Source organism: Streptomyces sp. NPDC021012, assembly GCF_044333355.1.
In the GTDB taxonomy this organism is placed as follows: Bacteria; Actinomycetota; Actinomycetes; order Streptomycetales; family Streptomycetaceae; genus Streptomyces.
On the sequence record NZ_JBIRQU010000003.1, the window covers coordinates 680044 to 703964 of the forward strand.

The window sequence follows — 23921 nt, forward strand, 5'->3', positions numbered from 1 at the left end:
GCCTGCCCGCCTTCGTCGGCCGGGCCGTCAGACGCGTACTGATCGGCCGCCGAGATCCCGGTGTCGGGTCTGACAGCCTCCATCCCACGTTACCGCCGCGCTGTCCCGCTCGCCTGACCGCGGCACGACCATGCGCCAGGCCGCGCCGCGCCGTCTGCGAGGCCGTCGCCGCCCGGTAGCCCGAGCTCGTCCGGGTGTGGGCGACCGTGCACGTGGCCGAGGTCGAGCAGTGGGTGCGGGGGACGACGCTCGACGCGGTGGAGTCCGAACGCGACCGGCACCGGATCCCCGGGGACCGTCCCCCGGGGATCCGGCGTCAGAGGTGTGCTGCCGTGCGGATCGGGGTCAGTTGATCGACCACCGCTGCAGGGCCGAGCCGGTGTCCGGCTGCTGGGTCACGAGTGCTCCGCTCGCCGTGGAGGCGGTGGTGAGCAGGAGGCCGCTGCGAGCCGAGGCGACCGTGACGGAGCCGTCCGGCAGCTTCCGGAGGTTCCACCGCTGGTTGCTGTCTCCGCTGCACTGCCACTGGATGATGGCGGCGCCGGCGGCGGTGGAGCCGCCGTTGACGTCGGCGCACATGCCCGACCTGACGTTGACGAGCTGGTAGGAGCCGTCGGTCTGTCGGACGAACTGCCACTTCTGGTTGGTCTTGTTGCCGGCGGTCGTCGTGGTGAGCTGACGTCCGGCGGTCGTGCTGTTGCCGTTGTCGAGCGCCTTGCCTCCGGTGAGCAGACGGTGGGTGCCGCTGAAGTCGGGGTTGACGGTCCAGGCGAAGGCGACCGAGCCGGCGGCGGTGCCGGACGAGGCGGTGACCGTGACCTGGGAGCTTCCGGCCGTGGTCGGGGTGCCGGAGATCAGACCGGAGGGGCTGATCGACAGACCGGCGGGGAGGCCGGTCGCGGAGAAGGTCAGCGGCTTGCCGGCGTTGTCCGTGGCGGCCAGCTGCAGGGAGACCGCCGCCCCCGCCGTACCGGACTGGTCACCCGGGCTGTTGAAGACGATCGTCTCGGGGGCCGAGCCGGTCTGGGTGAAGGACAGCGTCTGCTCGGCGGCCGTGCGTCCGCCGCCGACCGCGCTGCCGGTGCTGTCCGTCCAGGAGCGGCCGGGCGTGGTCTCGGCGAGGCGGCCGGTGTTCGCGGACATGCCGATCACCAGTCCGCTGTAGCGGTTGACCAGCCGGAAGGTCCCCGGGTTCGAGGTGCTGGGGACGATCCACCACTGCTGTCCGGCGCTCGCGCCGCCGCTGCCGGCCGCGGTGACGGTGGGGCGGGTGCCCCAGGCGCGGTCGGCGGTGGCGGTCGAGTCGACGCCGAGGAGTCCGCCGGTCGCCGAGTTGACGATCCGGTACGAGCCGTCGCCGTGGGCCAGGAACGTCCACGACTCCAGGGCGGAGCCGGTGGCGGAGGCCGTCGAGGTGGTCGCCGAGCCGCCGGAGACCTGGGCGAGGACCCGGCCGTTCCCGGCGGCGATCCGGTACGCCTTGGTCGTGTCGACCGGAGCGGCCGGTGCGCTGGTGTCCACGGTGACGTTCGCGTACTCGCCGTCGGAGGTGGCGCAGCTGATGGAGCAGTACGAACGGAAGGTCTTGCCGACGATCGTCGAGTCGGTGCGGTTCACGCCGTCCAGGAACCAGCGGTACCAGGAGCCCGAGGTGTAGCTGCCGCTGTCGCCGATCAGGGTCCACTTCTGCGTGGCCAGGTCGTCGGTCGCGTAGAAGCGCTGCGGGGCCGTGCCGGAGACGACCTCGGGCTCGCCGATGTACAGGCCGAGGTGGGCGTCGTAGGCGATGTTCATGATGAACAGATCGGATTTGGGAGGGAGTTGGCCCGCCGCGACTTGCTGGTCGACGGTTCCGGTGTTGGCCGGGTCGTAGTCGTCGGCGACCGGGGTGTAGCCGTTGGGGTTGCTCGCGGTGGCCGGCACCATGTTGCTTTCCCTGCCGCCGACGCCGGGCTGCGTCCAGGCGCCGTCGTACCACTTCTGCCAGGAACCGCTCGCCATCTTGCCGGAGATCGGGGCGCGCGCGACGTGCGCGAGACCGCCGTTGCCGCCGCCGACGCCGCCCTTGGGGATGACGCGGGAGCCGTAGTAGACGTAGAAGTAGCCCGAGGCGGTGTCCACGAACAGGCGGGGATCGCCGTTGCCGTAGTGGTACGTCTGGTTCGGGAAGGCCGCGTTGTCGCCGCGGGTGGTGCTGTACGCGGAGGTGATGGCGTGGCCCTCGATGGTCCAGGTCCGGCCCTGGTCGGTGGACTTGGCGTAGTCGATGGCGTCGTAGTGCAGTCCGTCGCCGAAGGGCTGCGGCGTGAACTCGTTGTGCACGAGCCCGTACCAGTCGCCGGTGTCGGGGTCGACCCAGGTGCCGACGAGGTCGCAGTAGTTCTTCTGCGAGTAGCCGGAGCCGGCGGGCGCGGGGGTGGACTCCACGCCGGTGGGGCCGTTGTTGCAGCGCCAGGTGGTGTCGTTGTTCCGGTCGGAGCCGTTCGCCGGGTTCACGGCGTCGCTGATCGGCGACCTGGTGGCGGACTCCAGGTCCTTGCCCGTGTAGAACTCCCAGTACCGGGGGTCGTTCGCCCCGTAGAGGGCGGCGGACTGCTGGAAGTAGAACGTCCCGTCCTTGTCGATGTACGTCGCGGCCGGGGTGTCCGTGGGGTACGCGTAGCTTCCGATCGATCCGACGGACACCGTGTAGGCGGTCGTGGCGGCGGTGGTGGCCGACGCGGGCGCGGCTGCCGAGGCCGAGGCGACGGCGGCGGTGAGGGCGGTGGCGAGCAGGGCGCCACGGAACCTTCTTCGAGCGGCTGACACTGGTCCTCCCTAGGGGGTGGTGAGGTGCGCATGACACGCACTTGCCCGATGGGCGGCCCCCCGCGGCGGATGCAGGGGGCCGGGTCTCAGTCTTCCGTCATGCGGAAGTCGTACTCCGGGGGTACGGGCTTCCCCGGGTGCACGGCGAGCCACAGCCGGTCGAGGGACACCTCGCCCTCACGCATGTTGTCCACCCGGATGCCCTCGGCGAGCAGCCGCCGCACCCGGTCCTCGTCCCCCAGGGCGTACGCGGCCTTCGCCTCGGCGAGACGGACCCGGCCGTGGGCGCGGGCCGGTCCGCGCAGCGCCTCGACGACGGCGAGCGCCTCCTTCGGGCGCTCGGCCCGCAGGAGCGTGTCCAGGAGCTCGACGGTCAGCTCGAACAGTTCTGGACGGAGCCGGTGCGCCTCGGTCATCCGGTCCGCGGCCCCGGCGGGCGAGTCGTCCAGGAAGGCCAGGGCCCTCAGGACCCACGGCGTACGCCGCAGGGCGAGCGAGCGCCGCCAGGCGTCGCGCGCGGCCTCCCGCTCCCCGTCGGCCAGTCGCAGCAGACCCAGGTGGTACAGGGCGTGCCAGTCGTCCGCGCCCTTCTCCAGGAGCCGCCTCCAGTGCGCCCCGGCCACGGGAGCGGCCGGCGGGTCGCCGGCCGGGAGGGTGCCGGTCGCGAGCAGCCGCCGCCAGGGCTCCTGCTCGGCGCCCGGGACGCCGAACGGCAGCAGGGGAGAGGCGGGGAGGCGGCCCGCCTCGATCTCCAGGGCGGCCCAGCCGGACCCTTCCGCTAGCACGGCCTCGGGATCGCCGAACCGGTCCGCCTCGGCCAGGGCGCGGTCCAGCTCCGCGGCGGGGACCAGCCGGTCCAGGGCGTCGGCCACGGCCCACCGCGCCTCGCCCCAACTTCCGTGCACGGCCTCGGGATCGGCCTCCAGGAGCCCGTACGCCTCGACCCACGACCAGGTGGCTCCGCCGGGCATCGGCAGGTGCTCCAGTTGGGTACGGGCCAGGCCGGCCTGGATCTCCAGATAGGACGAGTCCGGTCCGGAGAGCCACTCCTGCCAGTGGCTCCCGCCCGTGGACGTGCCCCAGCAGAAGAGCTTGCGGCCGCGCAGCCGGTCCGTGGACGTCTGGACCAGGCCCGTGCCGCTCGCGTCGAGCGCGGCGATCCAGCGGCGCTCGCCGGCCGGGACGTCGAGGAAGTGGTCGGCGGCCCGGGCCGCCCGGCCCGGGTAGCTGCGGTCCTCGGCCCCGACGACCGGGAACTCCACCCGCTTCAGGTCGCTGACGTAGTCGCAGTGGAAAGCGTGGTCGGCCGGCGCGAGCACCCGTACGTCGGGGCGCTCCGGCACGGCGATGTTCGACCACCAGTAGACGGGGGTCTCCTCCTCCGCCGGATTGTGCACGCCGACGTGGACGAGGAGGACGGGCGAGTCGGCCGGCAGCCAGGCGTCCATCCGCAGCACCAGGCCGCGCAGCCGCTCGAAGGCGAACATCCGTAGCACCGGCGTGCCGTCCGGCGCGCTCACCCGCACCGCGTGCAGCGGCTCGCAGGTCAGCGGCCAGTGGCCGGTCGTGCCGAGGTTCCACTCCACGCCCCCGGCCAGCCAGGCGTCGCGCAGGGCGAGGTTGGCCGGTTGGAGGACGGGGTTGCGGTGGAGCAGTTCGCGAGTGGTCGGCCGGTGGACGAGCGACCAGAGCCGGCCTCCGTACCCGGGCAGGAAGGTGGCGGTGAGGTGTTCGTTCTCCAGGACCACGGTGGGCAGTTCGCGTGCGGTGCGCTCGCGGTCGTACCCGTCCTGCCGGGTGTACGGCAGCAGTGTGTGCGGGGCTCCGTACGCCAGGTTCCGGCGCATCTCGTCGTCGATCCCGGCGCCTTCCGCGGTGTACGAGGAGATGCCGTGCAGGATCGGCAGCGTGCCGACCGGGTCGGCGGCCCCCTCGATCCGCAGGACGCCGGTGCGCAGCGTCGAGGTCACGTGACGGGTCATTTGCCGATCCCCACGGTCATGCCCTGGATGATCCGCGTCCCCATCCAGGAGAACAGCGCGATCATCGGGGCGAGGATGATGCAGACTCCGGCGAACATCGTTCCGTAGTCGAGCCCGTTGAGCTGTGCGGAGGCGACGAACGACGCGAGCGCCACCGGCAGCGTGATCTGCTCCTGGCTGTGCGTCAGGACGAGGGCGAACAGCGTCTCGTTCCAGGCGCTGATGAACTGCAGGAGGAAGGCAGTGATCAGCCCGCCCCGGGCCACCGGCAGCACGACCTGGACGAAGGAGCGCACCGGTCCCGCGCCGTCCAGGGCCGCGGCCTCCTCCAGCGCGGCGGGGATGCCGGAGAAGAAGCCCGTCAGCATGAAGACGGTGAAGGGCATCGCGAGGCCGACGTAGACGAGGGTCAACCCGAACTGGCTGTCGGTCAGGTCCACTTGGGCCATGCCGACGAAGAGCGGGACCACGAGGACCTGGCCGGGCACGCCCAGGCCCATCGCGAAGGTCATCGTGAGCGCGGAGGAGGTCCGGGTGCGGCGGCGCGCGAGGGCGTAGGCGCACGGCGCGGCGAGCGCGACGGCGACCAGCGAGGACATCGTCGAGACGATGACGCTGTTGAGCGCGGCGGGCCCGAACCCGCCCTCGTCGAACGCCTTGGCGTAGTTGCCGAAGTGCGGCGGGAGGGGGAGCCCGAAGGCCTCGTGCAGGATGTCGGCGCTGCCCCGTGTCGACGTCAGCGCGATCCAGAGGATCAGCAGGAGGTCCGCGGCCACCACGCACCAGACGAACGCCGTCGCGATCCGCCTCACCGGGCCGGGCGACCCGTGTTTGCTTCGCATGTGCTGGGACCTTTCTCAGTACTCGAGGGGCTCGCGGCGCATCAGCCGGCGCATCACGAGCGTCACGACGGTCACCATCACCAGGCTGACCAGCGCGGCCGCCGTGGCCATGCCGAGCCGGGGCACCGTGGCCTGCGGGAACGCCTGCGTGTACACGTACAGCGCGGTGTTCCAGCTCTCGGCCGGCGGATAGGAGCTGCTCGTGCCGCCGAACAGCAGGATCAGCTCGAAGATCTTCACCGAGCTGACCGTCCACAGCACCGCGCAGACCGAGATGACGTCCCAGGCGCACGGCAGGGTCACATGGCGGAAGCGCTGGAAGGCGTTCGCGCCGTCGAGTTCGGCGGCCTCGTAGAGGTGGGGCGGGATCTGGTCGACGGCGGCCATGATGATGGCGGTGTAGTAGCCCGTCGCGGTCCAGATCAGCGTGCCGAGGATCATCGGCAGCAGGTTGTCCGTCGACAGCCACTTCGGCGGTGTCGTGACCCCGAGGAAGTGCAGCGCCTTGTTGACCGGGCCGTCCGGGGAGAACAGGAAGCCCGCGGCGATCCCGAAGACCATGCCGTTGACCAGGCACGGGAAGAACAGCACGGACCGGGCGAAGAGCCGTGCCCTCATCTCCCGCAGGACCAGGGTCAGCAGGAAGCTGACCGCGAAGGTGAGCGTTCCGCCGATCACCATCAGCTTCAGGGTGTTGACCAGCGAGGTCCGGAAGAACGGGTCCTCGAAGAGCAGTTGGTAGTTCTTGAGCCCGCGCCACTCCATCTCGCCCATGCCGTCCCACTTGTACAGGCTGGTCCAGATCGCGTAGCCGACCGGGGCGAGGAACAGGACGGCGTACGCGAGGATCGCGGGCGCGGTGAACGGCAGGAACATCCGGCGCTGCTGACGGGCCTGGGGGCCGACGTCATGGCGTCGGGGGGCCCGGCCGGCGCCCCGGACGGCGTCCGTCCGGGGGCGGTCGTGGAGGGTGGTGGCCACGGTCTCAGCCCTGGGTCTTCCAGTACGAGACCTGGTCGGCCCTGGACTTGGCGACGAACTGCGCGGCGGTGGTCTTGCCGTGCCACAGGTCGAGGTAGTTCTGGCTGAAGACCTTCGCGGGCCACTCGCCGGCGACGCCGTCGAAGGGCAGGCGGACGGTGTCGCCGCTCAGCGCCTTCTGCGCGGCCTCGAGACCGGCCGGGGCCGGGATGTCCTCGCGGGGCGTGATGTTGAGCGCGGTCGTCGCCATGCCCGCCATCTGCTTCTTCTGCATGAAGAAGGCGATGAACTTCTCCGCCGGTTCCGCGTGTTCGGCCTTCTTCGGGATCGAGAAGCCGAACAGCGTGGCGTCCGCGCTCTTCGTCCCGGGCGGCAGGATCGAGCCGAACTTCCACGTCGAGGGGACCTGCTTCGCCACCTCGGCGGTGACCCAGCTGCCGTTCATGAGGAAGCCGGCCTTGCCGCCGGCCCAGTTGGTCTGCTGCGCCGGGTACTTCGTCGCGTCGTAGCCGGGGATGAGGTACCCGCCCTTGACGACCTGCTCGACCTGCTGCGCGGCCCTGAGGACCGCCGGGTCGTCCCAGGCGGCACCGGACTTGTCCGCGGCGAGCTTGTTCACGTCGACGCCGCCCGCGTTCAGCAGGTAGTCGAGGTAGAGGCCGTTGGTCCAGTAGTCCTCGCCCTCGGAGGCGAAGCAGGGCTTCTTCCTGGCCTTGAGCGTGTCGCAGACCTTGAGCAGGCCGGCCCAGTCCGTCGGCGCGCTCGGCATCGCCGCGCTGACGTCCGGGTCCGCCGCGTTGTAGTAGAGGCCGGTCGTGGCGACCTCGTACGGGATGACGTAGTGGTTCGAACCGCCCGGGTCCTTCGGCAGCATGTCGAAGTACTTGGCCGGGATGACCTGCGAGACCGGGACGTTCTCGCCGGGCACCTGCGCCGAGAGGACGGACGACAGGTCACGGGCCTGGCCGGCCGAGGCGACGGCCCCGTAGATCGCGTCGTTGGCCTGGTCCCACAGGTCGGGGGCCTTGTTCGCGGCGATCGCCGGTCCGATCTTCTTCGAGACGTCACGGCCGACCCAGTCCACCTCGACCTTGATGCCCGTCGACTTGGTGAACTCGTCGATCGACGCCTTCAGGACCTTGCCCTGCGGCTCGTCGGCCCGCCACATCGACCAGTAGGTGAAGCTCTTCGCGTCGCCGCCGCCGTCCGCGTCGCCGCCGCACGCACTGAGCCCGAAGACGAGGGCGGTGGCGGTGAGGGCTCCCACGGTCCGGGTGACCGCGGGGAGGGTGGATCTGTGCATGGGGGTGTCCTCTCGGTGGTGCCGAATGGTTGGGAACCGTAGAGGCCAATTGACCGGTAAAACAAGACCCGTGGCGAGAATTGGTGATCGATCATGTTTGGTTGTGGGGTATTGCTGCCAGGCCACTGCACATTCGCCCCGAGGGATGGATCAAGGAGGCTTGACTCGCTTCCGGCGAGAGCTCTACGTTCGAGCCACCTTGATGGACCGGTCAAATGTGGGAGCGCTGATGGTGACGATGCAGGACGTGGCCGAACGCGCCGGCGTCACGAAGCAGACCGTCTCGAACGTCCTCAGCGGCCGTGTGGCCGTGCGTCCCACGACCGCCGCCCGCGTGCGCGCCGCGATCGACGAGCTCGGCTACACGCCCAACCTGGTGGCCCGGTCCCTGGCCACCGGGAGCACCAAGACGATCGGGCTCTTCGTGCCCACCGTGGCGGGCGCCTTCTACTCCGACGTGGTCGAGACCGCCGAGGACGTCCTGGAGGAACACGGCTACCACCTGCTCCTGTGCACCACCCGCCTCGACGGCGAGCGGGCCCGCAGGCACCTGGCCGGCCTCACCAGCCGCTCCGTCGACGCCCTGCTGATCGCGGGCGACCGCGACCTCATCGACCACCTGCCGCTCCTCGACGCCGCCCGCTTCCCGGTCGCCCTGTGCGCCTGGGAGACCGACGCGCCGGTCGACTTCCCGGTCGTCACCATCGACTACGAGCACGCCGGCTTCCTCGCGGGACGCCATCTGCGCGAGCTCGGCCACGAGCGCGTGGCCGTCCTGACCAGCCCGGACCACGCCCCCCGCGTGGCCGGGTTCCGGCGCGCGTTCGCCGCCGACGGCCTGACCGTCCCCGACAGCGCCGTCCACCTGGCGGCCGAGCCCAGCGCGGCGGGCGGCTTCGCCGCGGCGAACGCGGCCTTCGCCGCCGACCCGGCGCTCACCGCGATCTTCGCCACCCACGACATCCTGTCCCTGGGCGTCCTGGAGGCGGCGCGGACCGCCGGACGCTCCGTACCGGACGACCTCTCCCTCGTCGGCCACGACGACGACCCCGAAGTCCGCTTCGGGCTCGGACGACCGGCGCTCACCAGCGTCGCCGTCCCCACCCGTGCCATGGCCCGCCAGGCCGTCGAACTGCTGCTGCGCGCCCTCACCAAGTCGGGCACCGTGGTCAACTCGCTCCAGCTGCTGCGGCCCGAGCTCGTCGTCCGCGACAGCACGTGCGCGCCCCGGCCTGCCCGGGGATGAGCGCGCGGGGTGCGCGGCGGCCTCCGAAACCCCCGAAAGGACACCTCCGTTGCCGATGGACCGCCACCCTCCCGCGGACCGGCTCTGGTACCGCACCCCCGCCACCCGCTTCCTCGAAGCGCTGCCCCTCGGCAACGGACGCCTCGGCGCACTGCTGTACGGGGCGGGGGAGCGGGGCCGCCCGGGAGAGACCGCGCACCTCAACGCCGACACCCTCTGGTCCGGCGGCCCCGGCCCCCGCGACCGCGCCGGCGCGGCCGAGCACCTGCCGGCGCTCCGGGCCGCCGTCCTCGGCGACCGCGACCACGCCGCCGCCGAGGCGCTCGCCGAACGGATGCAAGGCCCTTACTCCCAGGCGTACCAGCCGCTCGCGACCCTCCAACTGACCTGCGGAGATGAGGAGTCGGTCGAGGACTACCTCCGCGAACTGGACCTGGACACCGCCGTTCACCGGGTCTCGTACCGTACGGGCGGCGCCGAACTCCTCCGTGAATCCTTCGTGTCGGCGCCCGCCGGCGTACTCGTCACCCGCCTCACCGCGAGCGGCGGCGGACGCGTCGACCTGACCGCACGCCTCCACACCCCCCACCCGGACGCCCGCCACTCCGGCGACGGAACCGGGGCGGTGGTGTCGGGGCGGGCACCCGCGCACCTCTCCTTCGGAGAGGAGGACCCGGCGCGCTACGCCGCCGACGAGGGCATGGGCTTCGCGGCCGGACTCCGCGTGATCGCCACGGGCGGCCGCGTCACCCGGACCGACGGCACGGTGCGGGTCGACGGGGCGGACGAGGTGCTCCTCCTGGTGGCGACCGGGACCGGCTACCGGGGACCCACCACACCCCCGGGCGGCCCCGACGACGGGCCCGTCGCCGAGGTGCGCCGCCTCCTGGACGCCGCCGCCGGCCTCCCGTACGAGAAGCTGCTCGCCGCACACGTCGCCGACCACCAGCGGCTCTACCGCCGAGCCGCACTGCGCCTGAGCACGACGGCGCCGGAACTCCCCACCGACGAACGGCTCGTGGCGGGCCAGGACGATCCGGGGCTCGCGGCCCTCCTCTTCGCGTACGGCCGCTACCTGCTGATCGCCTCCTCGCGCCCCGGCACCCAGCCCGCCAACCTCCAGGGCATCTGGAACACCGAGGTCGCCCCGCCCTGGAACGCCAACTGGACGACGAACATCAACCTGCAGATGAACTACTGGCACGCCGAGACCACCGGCCTCGCCGACTGCCACGAACCGCTCCTCGACCTGATCGCGGACCTCGCCGAACCCGGCGCGCACACGGCGGCCACCTACTACGGCGCCGACGGCTGGACCGTCCACCACAACCTCGACCTGTGGCGGGGCACCCACCCGGTGTCCGGTTCGCCGTCGTGGGCGAACTGGCCCATGGCGGGTGCGTGGCTCTGCGCGCACCTGTGGGAGCGTCACCTCTTCGGCGGGGACCGCGCGTTCCTGGCGGAGCGGGCGTACCCGCTGATGCGGGGTGCGGCCGAGTTCCTGCTCGACCTCCTGACCGAGGACGGCGAGGGGCGTCTCGTGACCTGCCCGTCCACCTCGCCCGAACACCACTTCCGCCTCCCCGACGGCGGCCTGGCCGCCGTGTCGGCCGGTGCCACCATGGACCACTGGCTCGCCGCGGAACTCCTCGCCCGCACCGCCGAGACGGCCCGCCTCCTGGCCGTGGACCACGACTTCGCGGACACCCTCGACGCGGCGCGGGCCCGCCTGCGCCCGCCTCGCACCGACCGAAACGGCCGCCTGCTCGAATGGTGGGAGGACCTGCCGGAGGAGGACCCCGGTCACCGGCACCTGTCCCACCTCTACGGCCTCTACCCGGGCGACGCCGTCGACCCGCTCACCGCCCCCGCCCTCGTCGAACCGGCCCGGCGGGCCCTCGCCCGCCGCCTGGAGCACGGCAGCGGCAGCACCGGCTGGAGCCGCGCCTGGGCGGCCGCGCTCGCCGCCCGCCTGGGCGACGCGGAACTCGCCCACGAGAGCGTGCGGATCCTCCTCGCGGAGCACACCGCCCCCAACCTCTTCGGCCTGCACCCCCCGGACCTCTTCCAGATCGACGGGAACTTCGGGATCACCGCCGCGATCACCGAGATGCTGCTGCAGAGCCACAACGACGTCCTGCGCCTGCTGCCCGCCCTCCCGGAGGCCTGGCCGACCGGCTCGGCGACGGGACTGCGCGCCCGGGGCGGCACGGTCGTCGACCTCCACTGGGCCGGGGGAGTCCTGACGGAGGCCGCCCTGGACGTGACCCGAAGCGGCATCCTCACGATCCAGCTCCCGGCCGGCACCCCGCCGCACTTCACGGTCACCGACACGGGCGGCGCCCCTGCCGAGGCCGACGTCGACCTCGGCAGGACCGGCTCCGGACCACGTCTCCGCGTCGAAGCCCGTGCGGGGACGGCGTACCGGCTGTCCGTCACCCGCTGACGCCGCGTGCGGCCTGCACGGGTGTGCCGTAGAGGACCACCTCGGCGATGCCGGCGACGGTCTGTGCGCCTCCACCGGCCACCTGGGTGATGACGAAACGGACCTGTCGGACGTTCGCCGCGGTGAACACCTCGGGAAGGATGTACTGGCCCGCTCGCGTCAGACCGGAGTACACGGTGTTCCAGGTCGCCCCGTCGGGGGATGCCTGGAGGTCGTAGGTGTACCAGCTGCTGTCCTTGCCCCAGTGGACGCGGACCCCGGCGAGGTCGTGCGGGTCGGTCAGTTCCACGGTCAGCGTCTGGGGGACCGTCGGGCCGGACGCGCTCCAGCCGGTGCCGAAGGTGATGTCCCCGTCGAAGGCCTTCTCCGGTTCGAAGCCGGCGGCCTGGCTGGACGCGGTGACGGTCTTGATCCGGTCACGGGCGATCTTCGGGCCGGGGTCGGCCGGGGGGACGCCGCCGCTGCCACCGGGCGGCACCGCGCGGAACTCGCGGAGGGACGGCCACCAGTCGCCGGCGGACAGGATGTCCACGCGCACGTGACGCGTGGTGAGCGCCACCTGGTGGGTGACGGCGGCGACCATCGCGGTGTTGTCCGCCGCGTCGACGGCGGTGGTCCAGGTGGTGGCGTCGTCGGAGACCAGGACGCGGTAGCGGTAGGCGGTCCGGTCGGTCTCCCACACGATCTGGAACTGCTCGATCTCGGCCGGTGCCCCGAGGTCGACCTGCCACCAGGCGGGGTCGGGGCCGTTGCCGACCCACTTGGTGCCGCCCTCGTCGTCCACGGCGTTCGCGGGCCCGTTTCCGTACTCCGAGGTGGAGGCGGTCGCCGGCTTGAACAGGGCCAGGTTCTGGGCACCCTGGCCCTCCAGGGTGGAGACGTCCCGCCACACGGGGTGGGTGCCGTCGACGACGTACGTACCGGTGTACGGAGTGGTCCGTACGGTGCACACGCCGGTTCCGAGGCCGTCCGAGGTCGCCGTGAGGGTGACGTCGCCGCTGGTCGTTCCGGCGGCGATCAGGGCGTAGCCGATGCCGCCCCGGACCTTCTGGGTCTGTGCCGAGATCCGCGGGATGCCGTGGCCCACCAGAGTGCCGGCTCCGGTGACGTCGAGGGTGACGACGGCAGAGGAGTCCGGCACCACGGTGCCGTCGGCGTCGACGACCTTGACGAACACGGGGATCAGATCCGAGCCGTCGGCGACGGGCCGGGTGCGGTCGAGCCGGGCCACGCACCCGCGCAGGACGCCCGCCTCCTGGGCCGACAGGGCGCGGCCGCGCGCCGTGCCGATGCGGTCGACGAGGGCCGGTCCGCCCGTCTTCGTCGTGAGGAGTTCCCGGGCCGCCTTCTTCCCTGCCTCGGAGCTGTCCCCGAGCGACGCCGCCACCAGCGAGGTCAGCACGTCCCAGCCGCCGGCGTCGTCGACGACGAGCTCCAGGTGGTGGGCGGCACCGGGGGTCCTGACGACGTGGGTCGCGGCGAGCGTGCCGCCCAGGTAGCCCTCGGCCCGGAGCTCCCCGGCGGCGAACGAGGGCAGGGTGAAGGTGTAGTACGGGCTGCCGCCCTTGCCGGCGATGTGCGGCGCGGTCGCGGCGTTCTGGGCGCGGGTCTTCTGCCCGACGAGCGTGCCGTTCTGGTAGAGGCGGACGCTGTCGGTGTTGCTGAAGACCATGACGTCGAGGCTGGAGGAGGCCGTGTGGGCGCTGGCGACGAAGACCATCGGGCCGCCGTGGTTCGGATTGCCGGCCGGCTGCATGGACGCGAGCCAGTGGTAGCAGTACTTGGGGTAGCGGTCGATGTCGACGGCACCGGACTTCTGGTACGGGTCGTTGGTGCCGTAGTCCTCGAAGACCCACAGGAAGTACCCGCCGATCCGCGGGTTGGCGTCCAGACCGCCCCAGTCCCAGTAGCCGTCGCCCTCCAGGTAGCGCTGGCGGGTGACGACCTGGCCGACCAGCGCGGCCTCGCCCTCGTCCCGGTCGCAGCGGGACGGGTTCTCCCAGTCTCCCCACTCGCGGGTGAGGAACGGCACGGACGGCGCGGGATCCGAGCCGTCCGTGTTGACGACCTTGTAGTCGACCCCGTACTCACCGCCCCACGTGCCGTAGTCCGCCGAGGTGAACATCTGGTCGCCGGGCATCTCCGCGTGGGCGACCGTGTTGGCCTCCTTCGCCCACCACTGCGGATAGTGGGTCTCGTTGAGCGAGGTCTCCCACAGGATGACGGAGGGCCGGTTGCGGTCGCGCCGGATCATCGTGGCGATGTCGCGGTAGGTGCGGCTGACGAAGGTCTGGTCGCCGTTCCAGTACTGCCAGCCCGGCTGGCAGGCCACGACGAGGAGGCCCAGCTCGTCGCAGGCGTCGAGGAAGGCCGGGTCGTGCGGATAGTGCGCCGCCCGCACGGCGTTGAAGCCGCCGAGCTTGAGCCGCAGCGCCTCGCGGTACTTCATCGACGGCGGGGCCGCGTCGCCCACGTAGGCGTAGTTCTGGTGGACGTTGGCGCCACGGAGGTAGACGCGGGTCCCGTTGAGGTAGAAGCCGTCCGCCCGGTAGTCGATCCGGCGTATGCCGGTGCGGGTGGTCACCGTGTCGACGAGGCGGTTGTCGACGAAGACCTGGCTGACCAGGCTGTACAGGGAGGGGGAGTCGGGATGCCACAGCTTCGGCCGGGTCACGCTCAGCGTCTGCGCGTAAGTGGTGGCGTCGCCTCCCGGCACGGAGACGGTGTCCGTGGCCTGTGCGACCGCCGTGCCCTGGGCGTCGTAGAGGACGGTGGTCAGTGTGGTCCGGGCGGCGGTCGCCGTCCGGTTCACCACGTGGGTCCTGACCTTGGCCGTCGCCCGCGTCGGGGTCGCCTTCGGATACGTCACGAACACCCCGCCTCCGGCGACCAGGTCCTCCTGGAGGGCGTCGGAGACGTGGACCTGTTCCGTGACGCGGAGCGTGACACCTCGGTAGATGCCGCCGTAGGTGAGGAAGCCGAGCTCGTTGCGCGGCTTGCCGGGCGGGGTGAGCGGGTCGTCGAGGTTCGACACGCGGACCGCGAGGACGTTGTCGCGGTCGAAGAGGACCTGGTCGGTGATGTCGACGACGAAGCCCATGGTCCCGCCGAAGTGCTCGGCGAGCTTCTCCCCGTTGAGGTAGACGGCGCAGTCGGTCTGAACGCCGTCGAAGACGGCGGTGTGCCGCCGCCCCCGGTCCTGCGGGTCGACCCGGAAGTACCGCCGGTACCAGCCGACTCCGGCGTACACGTCGTACGCGGAGGGCCGTTTCTTCTCCAGCCGCATCGTGTGCGGCAGCGAGACCGCGGCCCACGCCGAGTCGTCGAATCCGGGCTGCTGGGCGCCGGCGGCGTCGTCGCGCCAGAACGCCCAGCCCGTGTTGAGGTTCAGCACACGGCGCCCGCCCGTGGTCGTGGCCTGCACGGGCAGCGCCGGGCCGGCCGGTGTCGCGGCGGCCTGCCCGGCGGGCACCATGACGGCCCCCACACCGGCCAGGCCCGCGGCGAGGACACCTCGCCGCCTCATCCCACTGGTGTTTCCGATCACGTTCGTGTGCTCCTCTGTTGATGTGCCGTCGTGCGAGGACGAAGGGCGGGGCAGATCCGTCGCCGGTCCTGCCCCGCCCCTCGGGGGGTACTGCGGGCGGGGTCAGGCGACCTTGACCAGCCGCCACTGCTGGTTGGTGCCGCCGTTGGTGACGTACTGGTCGACGGAGGCGCCGCCGGTCGTCGACGCTCCGCGTACGTCGAGCGCGTAGCCGTCGGCGCGCGACTCGATGGTGTACGTGCCGTTGTCCGCCGGGGCGATCACCCACTGCTGCTCGGGGCCGCCGGTCGCGGACCAGAGGCCCAGCTGGGTGCCGGGCCAGGTGGTCGCCTGGGGGACCGTCAGGGGCTTCAGGCTCGCGGCGCCGGTGACCGTGTAGTAGCCGTCGCTGTTGCGGGCGAGGGTCCACTGCTGGTTGGCGGCACCGTTGTCGGGCCACTGGATGACGGGCGTGCCGTCGGTGGTCTGGCCGCCCGAGGCGTCGAGGGACTGGCCGCTGTGGGCGTTGACGATCTTGTACGTGCCGGAGAGGTCGGTCGCGGTGCCGGGGGTGACGCGGAAGTTCGCGTACTGGACCGGGTGGTAGCCGGCGGTGCCCAGGCCGACCTGTCCGCCGCCGAAGCCGCTGTCGGTGACCGTGGCCCGCGTCTGGCCGTCGACGGCGACCGTGATCGCGTCGCCCTGGAAGGTCAGGGCGAGGTTGTGCCAGGTGCCGGTGCCGGGTGCGGGCACGGTCCCCTCGGCGAGCGGCGGGGTCGTGGTGTCCCAACCGCCCCACGGGCGGCCGGACTTCAGGAGCTTCCACGTGCCGGTGTCGCTCAGGCGCAGGTGGTACGCGTTCAGGCCGTTGTTGTTCTTGTCCTGGGTGCCGATCCGGCCGAGGAGCTCGGCGGCGCTGCCGCCCTGCTCCAGGAGCACGTCCGCGCTGACGGTGTAGTCGCCCCAGCTCTGCTCACCCATGACGGTGTACGGCTGGTTGGACGTCTCGGCGGTCCACTGGATGGGCGACACGGGCGACATCTGGCGCAGGCAGGAGCCGGTGCGGCCGCCGGCGCAGGGCACCGCCTCGAAGGCGCCGTTCATCGTGGAGAAGTACCTGGCCTCCCGGCCCTTGCCGTAGCCGGCGAAGGAGTCCGAGTACGGGAGCGGGAGCTGCGACCGCCGCGGCGGAGTCGTGACGGCCGCGCCCTGCCCCGTGGTGGTGGTGACCGTGTACACCCGGCCCGGGGCCAGCGTCAGGGCGTAGGTGCCCGCGCTTGCCGTCAGGTCGGCTCCGCGCTCCATGCGCGGGGTGGCGCCGCCGTTCTGGGAGAGGTCGGTGGACCACACGTGCAGGGTGCCGCCGGGGAGGCCGCCGGTGACCTTCAGGTTGACCGTCTGCGGAGCGGTGGCGTCCATCGTCTCGAAGACGGTGCTCCAGGCGGACTTGTCGGGCGCGCGGTAGGTGACGTGGCTGCCCTCGGTGCCGTTGTGCGCGCCGAGGTAGCCGGTGGCGCCGTCCACGTACTTCCAGCCCGGGGAGGTGAACTGGGTGGTCTGGGCGATGGACCAGGTGGTGCGGCCCACGCTGTAGTTGCCGGACCAGGGCTGGTTGGCGGTGATCAGGCCGGCGTCGTGGAAGCCGAGGTTCTGGTACAGGGAGGCGACGAGCGGCCAGTTGATGTAGGCCGTCATCTTCGCGTCGATGTAACCGCGGTTGATGGCGCGGGCGACGGGGGCGGCGCCGACCTCGGCACCCTCCGAGCCGTTCTCGCTGGCCCAGATCGGCTTTCCGAGGTTCTGGGCGTCGGCGGACGAGTCGCAGTGGGTCATCGCCGACATGTAGCCGCAGTTGTAGTGGGAGCCGGCGACGTCCACCGCGTCGTACAGGGCGGGGTCGTTCTTCATGGCGGTGGCGATCGGCCAGCCCCACGACTCGCCGCCGAGGATCTTGGTGGAGGCGTAACCCCGGGTGAGCAGCGCCGACTTGAGGGACTTGTACCAGGCGGCGTCGAAGTCGCGCTCGTTCCACCCGCCCATGTAGTCGACGGTGATCCCGTGCTGCTCGGCGCAGCCGAGCCAGGTGGTCAGGTAGTCGATCATGTCCTGGGAGTAGAAGGTGCGGTCGCCGATCCAGCCCGGCGCTCCCCAGGACAGGGCGGCGATCTTGAGGCGGGGGTTGCGGGCCTTGGCCTGTTCCATCAGCCACCACTCGTAGCCCGCGTCGCAGTCGACGACGCCCCTGCTGTGCTCGATGCTGGCCTCGGCGCCGTCGGTGGAGTTGGTGTCGCCGCCGACCTCGACCTTGAGGATCTGCAGGCTCGCCCCGTAGCCGGGCTTGAAGAGGTAGTCGAGGATCTCGCCCTGCTGGGCGGCCGGATAGTCGCGCAGCAGGCGGGTGTTGCCCCCGCCGCCGCTGATGGCCCCGATGCCGTCGAAGGTCCGTCCGGTGCTGGTGCCGTCGACGGTGATCGTCGCTCTGGGGGCGGCGGCGCGCGCCTGGGTGGATGCCTGGCCGTTCACGGCCGCGAGGGTCAGGAGTGCGGCGGCGACGGTGGCCGCGCGTCTGACGAGTCGGCTGTTCCTGCGGAGAGTCGTGCGCAAGGTGCGGTCCCTTCTGGGCTCGGTGCTGTTGCGCGGGCGTGCGGTTCCGGACGCGATGGCGGTGGCGCGGGAGCCGCGTTCGGGGAGCGGTCGTGAGGATCGGGCCCGGAGTGGGGAGAGGGCTCCCCACGGCGTTCGTCGTCGATGGGGGACGGAGCCGCGGGCCCGCGACGGATCGGATGGATTCTCACCACTCGACTCCTCTCTGTCCAGAGAGTGGACAACAAAATCGCACACTGAATGCTCGAAGTTGCTTGAAAACGCCGTTCTGTAAGCGCTTACTTGCAGAATGACCGGTGAAACCCTTGACGTTCACGCAAACGCGGCGTTTTCTGCGAGGCGTACCGCGTGAAGTTGCGCTGGATTTTGTTCAGTTGTGTTGGCCTCGTGATCCTCGATGCCCAGGAGCTCCCATGTCCGCGATCCGCAACCGTTCCACCGCTCTGGCCGCGACCGGCCTCGTGGCCGCCCTCGCCCTGACCGCCTGCTCCACCGGCCAGGAGTCCGCCGGCTCCTCCGGCTCCGGCGGAGACGCCAAACCGGTACAGGGCAAGATCTCCCTGACGTACCTTCAGAAGCAGGGCGAACAGGAGTACTTCATCGGCGAGGCCGCCGGGGCGAAGGAGAAGGCCGCACAGCTCGGCATCGACCTCCAGGTCGTCAACCTCGGCAACGACGCCAACAAGACGGTCAGCGAGGTGCAGGCGGCGATCGCGCGCAAGAGCGACGGCCTGATCGTCGTCGTGCCCGACCCCGCCGTCGGCCCCCAGGTCGCCCGGACCGCCCAGGACGCCAAGGTCGCCCTGCTCACCTCCGACGACCAGATCTGCACCACCGGCCCCGACCCCGCCTCCTGCGCCCACGACGCCCTCGTACCGCGCATCGGCTTCTCCGGGGCCCAGATGGGGGGCGAGGTCGGCAAGCGGGCCGCCGAGGAGTTCAGGAAGGCGGGCTGGAAGGCGGCCGACACCCGGACCCTCTCCGCCTGGAAGCAGGACGTCACGGTCTGCGGCGACCGGGTCAAGGCCGCGAAGACCGCCTTCGCCGCCGGTGCGGGCGCGACCGTCGAGAACATCGACGTCGCCACCGACAACACCCCGACCGGCGCCCAGGACAAGGTCGCCGCCACCGTCACCGCCAACCCCGGCGTCAAGCACTGGGTGATCTGGGGCTGCAACGACGAGAACGTCCAGGGCGGCGTCACCGCCCTGCAGAACGCCGGCATCGACGCCGACGACATCGTCGGCGTCGGCCTCGGCGCCTACCTCGCCTGCAAGGACTGGAAGTCCGGCAAGCCCTCCGGCATGAAGGCCGCGCTCTTCATCAACGGCAAGGACGTCGGCGCGCTCGCCGTCCAGACCATGTACGACCGCCTCAAGAACGGCAAGGCCTTCCCGGCCGAGGCCTTCGCCCCGACCAAGATGGTCGACGCCGCCGGCTGGCAGGCCGCCGGCGTCGGCTGCAGCTGACCGGGCCCGGGAGGCACGCATCCATGACCGGCACACACGCGCCCGAACCCCCCTCGGAGGCGGCCGGCCTCGCCGCCGACCACGTCTCCAAGAGCTTCGGCCCCGTACAGGCCCTCCACGACGTCACCCTCGCCTTCCCGCCGGGACGGGTCACCGCCCTGATGGGCGAGAACGGAGCCGGGAAGTCGACCCTGCTGCGTGTCCTGACCGGCGATCACCAGCCCACCGAAGGGAGGGTCCTGCTCGACGGGAAGCCGCTCGCGCTCACCTCGCCCGTCGACGCCCGCCGCGCCGGCATCCGGATCATCCCGCAGGAACCCGAGATCATCCCGCACGTCTCCGTCGCCGAGAACGTGTACGCGGGCTCCCTGCCCCGCCGTGCCGGGCGCCGCCTCGACCGCGCCGAGCTGCGCCGCCGCATCACCGCCGACCTCGAACGGCTCGGCTTCGCCCGCGTCCTCGACCCCGAACTGCCCGGCTCCCGACTGACCGCCGCCCAGCGCCAGTTGGTGGAGATCCTGCGCGCCCTCACCGGTCACACCCCGCCCCGCGTGATCGCCTTCGACGAGCCCACCTCCTCGCTCTCCGAACACGAGGCCGAGGCGCTGTTCGCCCTGATCGGGCGCCTGCGCGACGAGGGCATCGCCGTCGTCTACGTCTCCCACCGGATGAAGGAGATCTTCCGGCTCGCCGACCGGATCGCCGTGCTGCGCGACGGTGCCGTCGCCGGTGTGGTCGACGCGGCCGACACCACCGAGGACGAGATCGTCCGCATGATGGTCGGCCGCGACCTGTCGGACCTCTTCGTCCGCCAGGAGGTCGCCACCGACCGGGTCGTGCTCGACGTCCACGACCTGACCACCGACGACGTCCACGGGGTCGGCCTCCAGGTCCGCGCGGGCGAGGTCGTGGCCCTTGCCGGACTCATCGGCGCCGGACGCTCCGAACTCGCCCACGCCCTCGCCGGCGACGTCCCCGTGCGCTCCGGCACCATCACCCTGAACGGCGAACGGCTCACCCTGCGCAGCCCGCGCGACGCCATCGCCGCCGGCCTGGGCCTCGCCCCGGAGGAACGCAAGGCCCAGGCCCTCTTCCTGCACCGGAGCATCCGCGACAACACCGCCCTGGTCAGCTACGCCCGGCTGCGCCGGGGGCGCTTCGTCAGCCGTGCCCGGGAACGCTCCCTGGCCCAGGAGTTCGCGGACCGGCTCCGCGTACGCGCCCCCTCGATCGAGGCCGAGGTCCGCACCCTGTCCGGCGGCAACCAGCAGAAGGTCGTCCTCGCCCGCTGGCTGGCCCGCCGCCCCGAACTCCTCATCCTCGACGAGCCCACCCGCGGCGTCGACATCGGGGCCAAGGCCGAGATCTACCAGATCATCGCCGACCTCGCCCGCGACGGCGTCGCCGTCCTGGTGATCTCCTCCGAACTGCCCGAGGTCCTCGGTCTCGCCGACCGCGTCGTCGTCATGCAGAACGGCCGCGTCACCGGTGAACTCCCGCGCGCCGAGGCCTCCGAGGCGGCGATCCTCGCCCTCGCCATGGCCGACGACCTCGCTACTGCCGCAGCCACCACCGAATCCCGGACCGGAGCCCCACGATGAGCACCGCCACCACCCCGAGCGCCCCGCCCGCGCCCGCCCGTCCCGGCACCGGGTCCGCGAACCGACCCGGCGGCGCACGAGCCGTCCTCGCCTCCGTCGGCGGCCAGAACCTCAGCCTGATCGGCGCCCTCGCCGTCGTCGTCGTTCTGTTCACCTCGCTCAACCCCAACTTCCTCGGCTGGGACAACATCCAGGTGATCGCCGAGGCGGCCACCATCGCCGGCCTCCTCGCCGTCGTCCAGACCGTCGTCATCATCTGCGGCGGCCTCGACATCTCCGTCGGCTCGCAGACCGGCCTCGCCTCCGTGGTCAGCGCGATGGTCTTCACCTCCGCCGGATCCAGCGCCACGCTCGGCATCGCCGCCGCCCTGCTCGTCGGCGCCGCCGTCGGCCTGGTCAACGGAGCCGTGATCATCTACGGCCGGGTCAACCCCACCATCGCCACCCTCGCCGGCCTCGCCGCCTACAAGGGCGTGGCCCAGCTCCTCTCCGACGGCCGCGCCCAGGGCTACGTGCTCGGCGACCCCGTCTTCGTCTTCCTCAGCCGGGGCGCTCTCGCCGGTATCCCGATCATGATCTGGATCCTGGCCCTCGTCGCCGCCGCCGTGCACGTCCTGCTCACCTACACCGACATCGGCCGCAACGTCTACGCCCTCGGCGGCAACGACACCGCCGCCCGCCTGGCCGGCATCAACCTCAACAAGTACCTGCTCGCCGCCTACGCCCTCACCGGCACCGTCGCCGCCCTCGCCGGCGTCCTGCTCACCGCCCGCACCGGCTCCGGCCAGCCCGTCTCCGGCAGCGAGGGCCTCGAACTCCAGGCCATCACCGCCGCCGCCCTCGGCGGCTGCGCCCTCAAGGGCGGCAAGGGCACCATCGGCGGCACCCTCCTCGCCGTCGCCCTCCTCGGCACCCTCCAGAACGGCCTCACCGTCCAGGGCATCAACACCTTCTGGCAGAACGTCGCCCAGGGCACCCTCCTCGTGGCCGCCGTCGTCATCCAGCAGCGCCGCAACCGCGAACGCGCCGTCGGCCTGCCCGCCTGACCAGCCGCACGCACCCGTCCCGTCCCTTCACCACGGAGGTCGAACCGTGCACACCGCACCACGCTCCCGCGCCCCGCGCCGACGGCTCGCCGTCGGACTCGCCGGCGTCCTTCTCGCAGGCGGGTCCTTCATGGCGCCCGCCTCCGCGGCCGACGCCCCGACCCCCGCCGCGGTCGGCGACGGGCTCGCCCTCACACCTCCGATGGGCTTCAACAACTGGAACTCCACCCACTGCCGGGCGGAGTTCGACGAGACCATGGTCAAGGGCATCGCCGACCTCTTCGTCGAGAAGGGCCTGAAGGCCGCCGGATACCAGTACGTCAACCTCGACGACTGCTGGGCGCTGCCCGACCGCGACGCCGACGGCAAGCTCGTCCCCGACCCGGTCCGCTTCCCGAACGGCATCAAGGCCGTCGCCGACTACGTCCACTCCAAGGGACTCAAGTTCGGCATCTACACCAGCGCCGGAACCCACACCTGCGACGGCCTCGGATTCCCCGGCGCGCTCGGCCACGAGTACAGCGACGCCCGGCAGTTCGCCGACTGGGGCGTCGACTACCTCAAGTACGACAACTGCAACAACCAGGGCGTCGACGCCAGGAAGCGCTACACCGACATGCGCGACGCGCTGAGGGCGACGGGGCGGCCCATCGTCTACAGCATCTGCGAATGGGGCGTGAACAGGCCCTGGGAGTGGGCGTCCGACGTGGGCCACCTGTGGCGGACCACCTACGACATCAACGACAGCTGGAGCACCATGCTGTCGATCGCCAAGCAGAACCTGCCGCTCGACGCCTACGCCAAGCCCGGCAACTGGAACGACCCGGACATGCTCGAGGTCGGCAACGGCGGCATGACGGACACCGAGTACCGCAGCCACTTCTCCCTGTGGTCCATCATGGCCGCGCCCCTGATCATCGGCGCCGACCTCCGCACGGCGGACCGGGCGACGCTCGACATCCTCGGCAACCGCGAGGTCATCGCGGTCGACCAGGACCCGCTCGGCAAGCAGGGCAAGGTCATCAGCTCCGAGGGCGGCCGGTGGGTGATCGTCAAGCCGATGGCCGACGGAAGCCGCGCGATCGCCCTGTTCAACGAGTCGGACCGGCCCCAGCGCGTCGCGACCACCGCGAAGGCGGCGGGCCTGCCCGGCGCGCGCGCGTACACGGTGCGCGATCTGTGGCAGCACGCGAGCTACAACGTCGCCGACACGTTCTCGGCCACCGTCCCCGCCCACGGCACCGTGCTCGTCCGCCTCGCCGCCGACGCGGGCTGGGCGTCGTATCCGCCCGCGGTGGAGCTGGGCCAGTCCGCCCCGTTCCTCACCGCCGGTATGGAGTCCACCGTGACCACCACGGTGACCGACCTCGGTCGTACGGAGGCGCGCGACGTGTCGGTGCGGCTCTCGGCCCCCGGCGGCTGGAGCGTCGAGCCGGCGTCCGGAACCACCGCGGAGTCCCTGCGGACCGGGGACCGGCTGGGCACCGACTGGCGCGTACGGCCCCCGGCCGGGACGCCGACCGGCTCGTACGACATGACGCTGACCGCGACGTACACCTCCCGAACCGGCGTCCGGGCGACCAGCACGCTTCCCCTGCGCGTCACCGTCGCGGTGCCGCCCCCGGGCGGGACGTCGTACCTGAGCGACGCCACCTGGCTGAGCGCCGAGAACGGCTGGGGGCCCGTCGAGAAGGACACCAGCGTCGGTGAGGCCGCGGCGGGGGACGGCAGGCCCCTCACCCTGGGCGGCGTCGTCCACGCCAAGGGTCTCGGGGTCCACGCGTACAGCGCGGTGGAGTACTACCTCGGCGGCCGCTGCACCTCGTTCTCGGCGCGGGTGGGCCTCGACGACGAGACGGGATCCAACGGGTCGGTGGCCTTCGAGGTCTGGGCGGACGGCCGCGAGGCGGCGTCCACCGGTGTCCTGACGCACACGACGTCGCCGCGGTCGTTGACCGCCGACCTGGCGGGCGCCGAGACCGTGCGCCTCGTCGTCACCGACGGCGGGGACGGTGTGGGCTACGACCACGCGGACTGGGCCGACGCGACGGTCACCTGCTGACGTAC

Annotated in this window: 13 protein-coding genes; 6 read left to right on the forward strand and 7 right to left on the reverse strand. The window is 71.8% G+C overall.

Annotated elements, in window-relative coordinates:
* Positions 1 to 345: 345 nt before the first annotated feature.
* From ACH4TP_RS12965 to ACH4TP_RS12985, 5 genes are all read right to left on the reverse strand, one after another.
* Positions 346 to 2808 (reverse strand): RICIN domain-containing protein, encoded by a 2463-nt coding sequence (locus ACH4TP_RS12965; RefSeq protein WP_398437548.1) that lies wholly within the window; start codon positions 2806 to 2808, stop codon positions 346 to 348.
* Between the two features lie 86 nt (positions 2809 to 2894).
* The gene (locus tag ACH4TP_RS12970; RefSeq protein WP_398437551.1) at positions 2895 to 4790 is read right to left on the reverse strand and encodes a DUF5107 domain-containing protein; all 1896 of its coding nucleotides are present in this window, start codon (positions 4788 to 4790) and stop codon (positions 2895 to 2897) included.
* A complete protein-coding gene (locus ACH4TP_RS12975) occupies positions 4787 to 5632 on the reverse strand; it encodes a carbohydrate ABC transporter permease (RefSeq protein WP_398187691.1) in 846 nt (281 codons plus the stop codon). Before ACH4TP_RS12975 ends, ACH4TP_RS12970 begins: the two co-directional genes overlap by 4 nt.
* Before the next feature lie 15 nt (positions 5633 to 5647).
* Positions 5648 to 6613, reverse strand: a complete 966-nt coding sequence (locus ACH4TP_RS12980) for a carbohydrate ABC transporter permease (protein ID WP_398437553.1) — start codon at positions 6611 to 6613, stop codon at positions 5648 to 5650.
* A 4-nt stretch (positions 6614 to 6617) separates the two neighbouring features.
* Positions 6618 to 7916, reverse strand: coding sequence for an ABC transporter substrate-binding protein (locus ACH4TP_RS12985; RefSeq protein WP_398437555.1), 1299 nt, complete (start codon positions 7914 to 7916; stop codon positions 6618 to 6620).
* A gap of 229 nt (positions 7917 to 8145) precedes the next feature.
* On the opposite strand from ACH4TP_RS12985, the gene ACH4TP_RS12990 reads away from it, so the two are divergent.
* On the forward strand, positions 8146 to 9162 hold the full coding sequence (locus ACH4TP_RS12990; RefSeq protein WP_398437557.1) for a LacI family DNA-binding transcriptional regulator: 1017 nt from the start codon (positions 8146 to 8148) through the stop codon (positions 9160 to 9162).
* Between the two features lie 55 nt (positions 9163 to 9217).
* Positions 9218 to 11608 carry a glycosyl hydrolase family 95 catalytic domain-containing protein gene (locus tag ACH4TP_RS12995; protein WP_398437559.1) on the forward strand — a complete coding sequence of 797 codons (2391 nt, stop codon included), beginning with the start codon at positions 9218 to 9220 and terminating at the stop codon, positions 11606 to 11608.
* On the opposite strand, the gene ACH4TP_RS13000 is transcribed toward ACH4TP_RS12995, so the two are convergent.
* Both ACH4TP_RS13000 and ACH4TP_RS13005 read right to left on the reverse strand, forming a co-directional pair.
* On the reverse strand, positions 11598 to 15134 hold the full coding sequence (locus ACH4TP_RS13000) for a discoidin domain-containing protein (RefSeq protein ID WP_398437561.1): 3537 nt from the start codon (positions 15132 to 15134) through the stop codon (positions 11598 to 11600). The genes ACH4TP_RS12995 and ACH4TP_RS13000 overlap by 11 nt on opposite strands.
* 123 nt (positions 15135 to 15257) lie before the next feature.
* Positions 15258 to 17738 (reverse strand): RICIN domain-containing protein, encoded by a 2481-nt coding sequence (locus ACH4TP_RS13005; RefSeq protein ID WP_398437563.1) that lies wholly within the window; start codon positions 17736 to 17738, stop codon positions 15258 to 15260.
* 413 nt (positions 17739 to 18151) lie between these two features.
* Between ACH4TP_RS13005 and ACH4TP_RS13010 the strand changes: the two genes are divergently transcribed.
* The 4 genes from ACH4TP_RS13010 to ACH4TP_RS13025 all read left to right on the forward strand — a co-directional run bounded on the left by ACH4TP_RS13010 (position 18152) and on the right by ACH4TP_RS13025 (position 23916).
* Entirely contained in the window at positions 18152 to 19207 is a 1056-nt protein-coding gene (locus ACH4TP_RS13010; RefSeq protein ID WP_398437565.1) for a substrate-binding domain-containing protein, read from the forward strand.
* Positions 19208 to 19230: 23 nt separating this feature from the next.
* Positions 19231 to 20808 carry a sugar ABC transporter ATP-binding protein gene (locus ACH4TP_RS13015; RefSeq protein ID WP_398437567.1) on the forward strand — a complete coding sequence of 526 codons (1578 nt, stop codon included), beginning with the start codon at positions 19231 to 19233 and terminating at the stop codon, positions 20806 to 20808.
* On the forward strand, positions 20805 to 21854 hold the full coding sequence (locus ACH4TP_RS13020; RefSeq protein WP_398437569.1) for an ABC transporter permease: 1050 nt from the start codon (positions 20805 to 20807) through the stop codon (positions 21852 to 21854). The genes ACH4TP_RS13015 and ACH4TP_RS13020 overlap by 4 nt, the downstream gene beginning before the upstream one ends.
* A gap of 130 nt (positions 21855 to 21984) precedes the next feature.
* On the forward strand, positions 21985 to 23916 hold the full coding sequence (locus ACH4TP_RS13025) for an NPCBM/NEW2 domain-containing protein (protein WP_398437851.1): 1932 nt from the start codon (positions 21985 to 21987) through the stop codon (positions 23914 to 23916).
* Positions 23917 to 23921: the final 5 nt, after the last annotated feature.

Bases quoted from the DNA above. Each gene is read 5' to 3' on its own strand.
- ACH4TP_RS12970 (WP_398437551.1), bottom strand. From the start codon at position 4,790: ATGACCCGTCACGTGACCTCGACGCTGCGCACCGGCGTCCTGCGGATC.
- ACH4TP_RS12975 (WP_398187691.1), bottom strand. From the start codon at position 5,632: ATGCGAAGCAAACACGGGTCGCCCGGCCCGGTGAGGCGGATCGCGACG.
- ACH4TP_RS12985 (WP_398437555.1), bottom strand. From the start codon at position 7,916: ATGCACAGATCCACCCTCCCCGCGGTCACCCGGACCGTGGGAGCCCTC.
- ACH4TP_RS12990 (WP_398437557.1), top strand. From the start codon at position 8,146: ATGGTGACGATGCAGGACGTGGCCGAACGCGCCGGCGTCACGAAGCAG.
- ACH4TP_RS12995 (WP_398437559.1), top strand. From the start codon at position 9,218: ATGGACCGCCACCCTCCCGCGGACCGGCTCTGGTACCGCACCCCCGCC.
- ACH4TP_RS13000 (WP_398437561.1), bottom strand. From the start codon at position 15,134: ATGAGGCGGCGAGGTGTCCTCGCCGCGGGCCTGGCCGGTGTGGGGGCC.
- ACH4TP_RS13010 (WP_398437565.1), top strand. From the start codon at position 18,152: ATGTCCGCGATCCGCAACCGTTCCACCGCTCTGGCCGCGACCGGCCTC.
- ACH4TP_RS13015 (WP_398437567.1), top strand. From the start codon at position 19,231: ATGACCGGCACACACGCGCCCGAACCCCCCTCGGAGGCGGCCGGCCTC.
- ACH4TP_RS13020 (WP_398437569.1), top strand. From the start codon at position 20,805: ATGAGCACCGCCACCACCCCGAGCGCCCCGCCCGCGCCCGCCCGTCCC.
- ACH4TP_RS13025 (WP_398437851.1), top strand. From the start codon at position 21,985: ATGGCGCCCGCCTCCGCGGCCGACGCCCCGACCCCCGCCGCGGTCGGC.